The following is a 3433-nucleotide window of genomic DNA, read 5'->3' as shown; positions in this document are numbered from 1 at the left end:
CCTCCCTCTCCGTCAAACCCACCCGGGCCCAGCAACAAGCACAAAACCCCCACCCCCGTTAAACCCGCATTAGCCGCGCCCCTACGCTCGAATCAAACGACGTCCGAGGAAGTCGCCAAACGAGCCGCTCACCAGTAAGGACCGTCGTCCTGGACGGCGCGTCCAGCACCACCAGCACCCACACGAACTGCGGATGGCACATCACGGCATGGCCGCGCCCGCTTGAGGCAGGCACTACCGCATGCCTGCCCGTTCACGGTGGACGGCCTCACCCGGACAGCGTGCATGGTCATCCAAGGCTCAAGCCGAACAGATCATCTCCACCGTCGCTCGGACGTAGCCGACTTGCGCACGGTGGCCCGTCGGCCCTGCGGATCGACCGGCCTGTGAATTCACGGTGCCGGCTGTCACGATGACCATGGATGCAACCGGGCCTCCGATCATGCAGGGGCAGGCAAAAAGGAGATACGACGGTCTGATTCCTGCACGGATAACCGAGCTGTACCTTAACCTCGACTCGACTTGACTCTAACGGAGAAGGTTCCGATACGATCACTGCCGACAATTTCGCCACTTCGCGCGGCACTGGGAGATCTCGATGGTATTGATCCGGGCGGAGTTCGCAGCGTTCAGCGAAGCTGAACGCTGCTTTGAGCAGGCGCTACGGCAGTTCGAGGCGGTACTTGACAAGCTTGAGGGAGAGCTTGAGCAGTCGCTTGCCGATTGGGAGGGTGATGACCAGAAGGCCTATGCCGCGGCGCGCGCTCGGTGGGACCAATCAACTCGAACCCTGCATGCGGAACTTGCCCGGCTGCATCGTGCGATCGGGCGATCTCACCGGAATTTCCGCAGTTCGAGCGACACCAACGTGCGGATGTGGTCAACGTGAGCAGGGTCTGGATCGACACCAACCTCGTGCACAGAACAGCCCAGCACGTCGCAGCCGCACAGAACAGGTTCGGCAGTACATGGACGACCCTGTCGGGGGCGCTGGCACCTACCGCCGGCATGGCGGGCAACCCCGGTAAGGATCAGGCTGCCGCCGAGTTCATCGCCGCCTACACCCCGGCGGCCCAAGCCGCATGGCAGGGGTTCGCCGCCCTGCACCGCTCGACCGGTGACATGTCACGAGGCCTCACCCAGACTGTCAACAATCACACCAGAGCCGATCAGCACTCCGTGATCGGCAGTGGTTTCTCTATGGTCCCTCGGCAGCCCTCGTTCCGGGACCAGTTGTTGGGCTTTGTGGTGTCCGGCCCACTGAACGTGGCTGCGCCTCCAACAGCGGCCGGGCCAGGCAAGCCACCACCTCGCTCACTCCTGGAGACGCTAACCGGCATCAGCTTCGACCCGTTGGATATCGCGCAGCACTGGCCGACCGGAGACAGCTATGCACTCGCCACGGCTGCCACCGCCTGGCAGGCCGCCAATACCTCCCTACTCGATGTACGAGGCCGACTCGCAACCGAGGTCACGGCGGTCACGGGCCACAGCGACGCGCCGGACATCGATGCATTCGATGGCTACTGGCGGCGGTTGTACGGCAACGCTTCCGACACACTTCTCAACGCTCTTCCTCAGCTCTGCGCAGGAATGGCCAGTGCCTGCCGCCAATACGGCGCCGCCGTCCTGGAGAGCCAGATACGGGTCAATGACGCTGCCCCCAATCCCATCGCGGCGGTCTTCGAACTAGCCGCTCTGCGTGCGGCTATTGCTGCCGCCGCCGGCAAACTCCTGCAGACAGTCGGTGCGATCACCGTCGGGGTCCTCGCCAACCACCTCATCACTTCGGTCACCACCGGCACCGCCACCGCCACCGCACCCAACCTACGCATCCTCCATGCCGAGACCGAACAGGAAGGCGCGCCCCCCACCTACGAACCTGGCGGCAAGCACGGATCGAACACGAGACAGACCAGCAGAGGGCCCAACTCGGCTGAGCCGACAGACGGCCAAGAGGCCCTCGACAACTCGGCACCGCTTGGCGAGAACACCACAAGGCGCGTGGGCGTGGACAAAGAGCACGGTGAAATCGTTGTCCTGGACGAGACTCATCCAGGAAAGTCCATCTATCATGGGCACGTCAGGGAGTGGGACGAGCTCACAGACAAGATGAAGAACGCGCTCAAGCGGGCCGGTCTCGTGGACAAGAAAGGCAGGATCCTCAAGTGAGGTACGAAGAAATTCCAGACCTTACGCGAGAAGACCTCGAAAACGCTCTTTTGCGTCAGGATGACGAGGCAGCCCAGAACGCACTCCTGAGCCTTGCCCTCCATGGCCATGATTGGAAATGGGTTCAGGACCAGTGCCTGGGACTATTGAATAACCCGTCACAGCCCCTTCGCTCCACGGCAGTCATATGCTTGGGACATATAGCGAGAATTCACAAAAAGCTCGATCTCGACCGAGTGTTGCCTGCACTTCGCCACGCCTTGAACGACCCGCAAACAGCGGGCTATGCGGAACAAGCCATCGACGATATCGAACTGTTCATTCCGGCTCGTTAGGCAAAAAGTTGGCCTATGGTTTTGTTGTTCACATTCCGTCTCTGCTGTCAGCAGGGTCCAGGCCGGCTTGCTCAGCCACACCGTCAACCGGGACAGGCCCAGAATCGGCGGGAGTCTCGCGTGCCAGGGCTCATCCGTGTGGGACCGCGCCGCGCCGCAATCTCGAAGCTGCCCAGGTAGCTGCGGACCACGTCGTCTCACCAGCACAAAAGCGTCTGGGCGAGTCGCAAAGAAGGACGTCGACATGATCGGCTGGTGGGCCACCGGCCAGAGCTGGAAGATCGTCGCTGACGGGTCGGTACAAGGGCAGCAGGCCTACCGGCTCCAGAACAACTCCGCCAAGAACAAGTGCCTGGAGGCCAAGGAGTCCGCGCCGGGCACCAACGGCCAGTACGACACCTATATCCGTCCCTGCGACACCAGTCCCTCCGAGGCGCAGCAGTGGCTGATCCAGTCGATGCCCCAGCAGACCTCGCACTACCGGATCTTCTCGGTCCTGCACAAGGGCAAGGCTATGACGCCCTACGCCGCCCCGAACGTGCCCAATACCGGGCTGGTGCTCAAGGAACCGCCCACGCGCGGCGACGTCGCCTACTCCTGGACGATCGACAAGATCTACTAGGTCACGCGGACGGTCATGAGCCTCCGGACCGTCGCTGGTTTGGTCTAATGCGACGCTGGTAGTGAGTTTCGGGTGGGGCCGGGGACTTGAGTGGGGAAAGCCGTTTTAGGTGTCGCGGGACCGCCACCAGGGGGATCTTCTGCTGCTGATGGAGCGGCAGGGGCGATTCGTGGCACGGTGGCTGATCCAGTCGATGCCCCAGCAGACCTCGCACTACCGGATCTTCTCGGTCCTGCACAAGGGCAAGGCTATGACGCCCTACGCCGCCCCGAACGTGCCCAATACCGGGCTGGTGCTCAAGGAA

4 protein-coding genes are annotated in these 3433 nt (G+C 62.5%); all 4 read left to right on the top strand.

Features of this window, described 5'->3' with window-relative positions; genetic code table 11:
• The first annotated feature begins 598 nt into the window (after nucleotides 1-598).
• The 4 genes from E1298_RS45330 to E1298_RS49010 all read left to right on the top strand — a co-directional run bounded on the left by E1298_RS45330 (nucleotide 599) and on the right by E1298_RS49010 (nucleotide 3129).
• A complete protein-coding gene (locus E1298_RS45330; RefSeq protein ID WP_131903553.1) occupies nucleotides 599-889 on the top strand; it encodes a WXG100 family type VII secretion target in 291 nt (96 codons plus the stop codon).
• A complete protein-coding gene (locus E1298_RS45325; RefSeq protein WP_131903552.1) occupies nucleotides 886-2172 on the top strand; it encodes a WXG100-like domain-containing protein in 1287 nt (428 codons plus the stop codon). Before E1298_RS45330 ends, E1298_RS45325 begins: the two co-directional genes overlap by 4 nt.
• A complete protein-coding gene (locus tag E1298_RS49015) occupies nucleotides 2169-2507 on the top strand; it encodes a hypothetical protein (RefSeq protein WP_165975970.1) in 339 nt (112 codons plus the stop codon). Before E1298_RS45325 ends, E1298_RS49015 begins: the two co-directional genes overlap by 4 nt.
• 244 nt (nucleotides 2508-2751) lie before the next feature.
• Nucleotides 2752-3129 carry an RICIN domain-containing protein gene (locus E1298_RS49010; protein WP_165975969.1) on the top strand — a complete coding sequence of 126 codons (378 nt, stop codon included), beginning with the start codon at nucleotides 2752-2754 and terminating at the stop codon, nucleotides 3127-3129.
• Nucleotides 3130-3433 lie beyond the last annotated feature (304 nt).

The organism is Actinomadura rubrisoli, from assembly GCF_004349215.1.
GTDB classification, from domain to species: Bacteria; Actinomycetota; Actinomycetes; order Streptosporangiales; family Streptosporangiaceae; genus Spirillospora; species Spirillospora rubrisoli.
This window is presented reverse-complemented; position numbering and strand designations above follow the sequence as displayed.

What these genes read in the sequence shown, in the direction of transcription:
- E1298_RS49010 (WP_165975969.1), top strand. Translation starts at nt 2,752, where the DNA reads ATGATCGGCTGGTGGGCCACCGGCCAGAGCTGGAAGATCGTCGCTGAC.
- E1298_RS45330 (WP_131903553.1), top strand. Translation starts at nt 599, where the DNA reads ATGGTATTGATCCGGGCGGAGTTCGCAGCGTTCAGCGAAGCTGAACGC.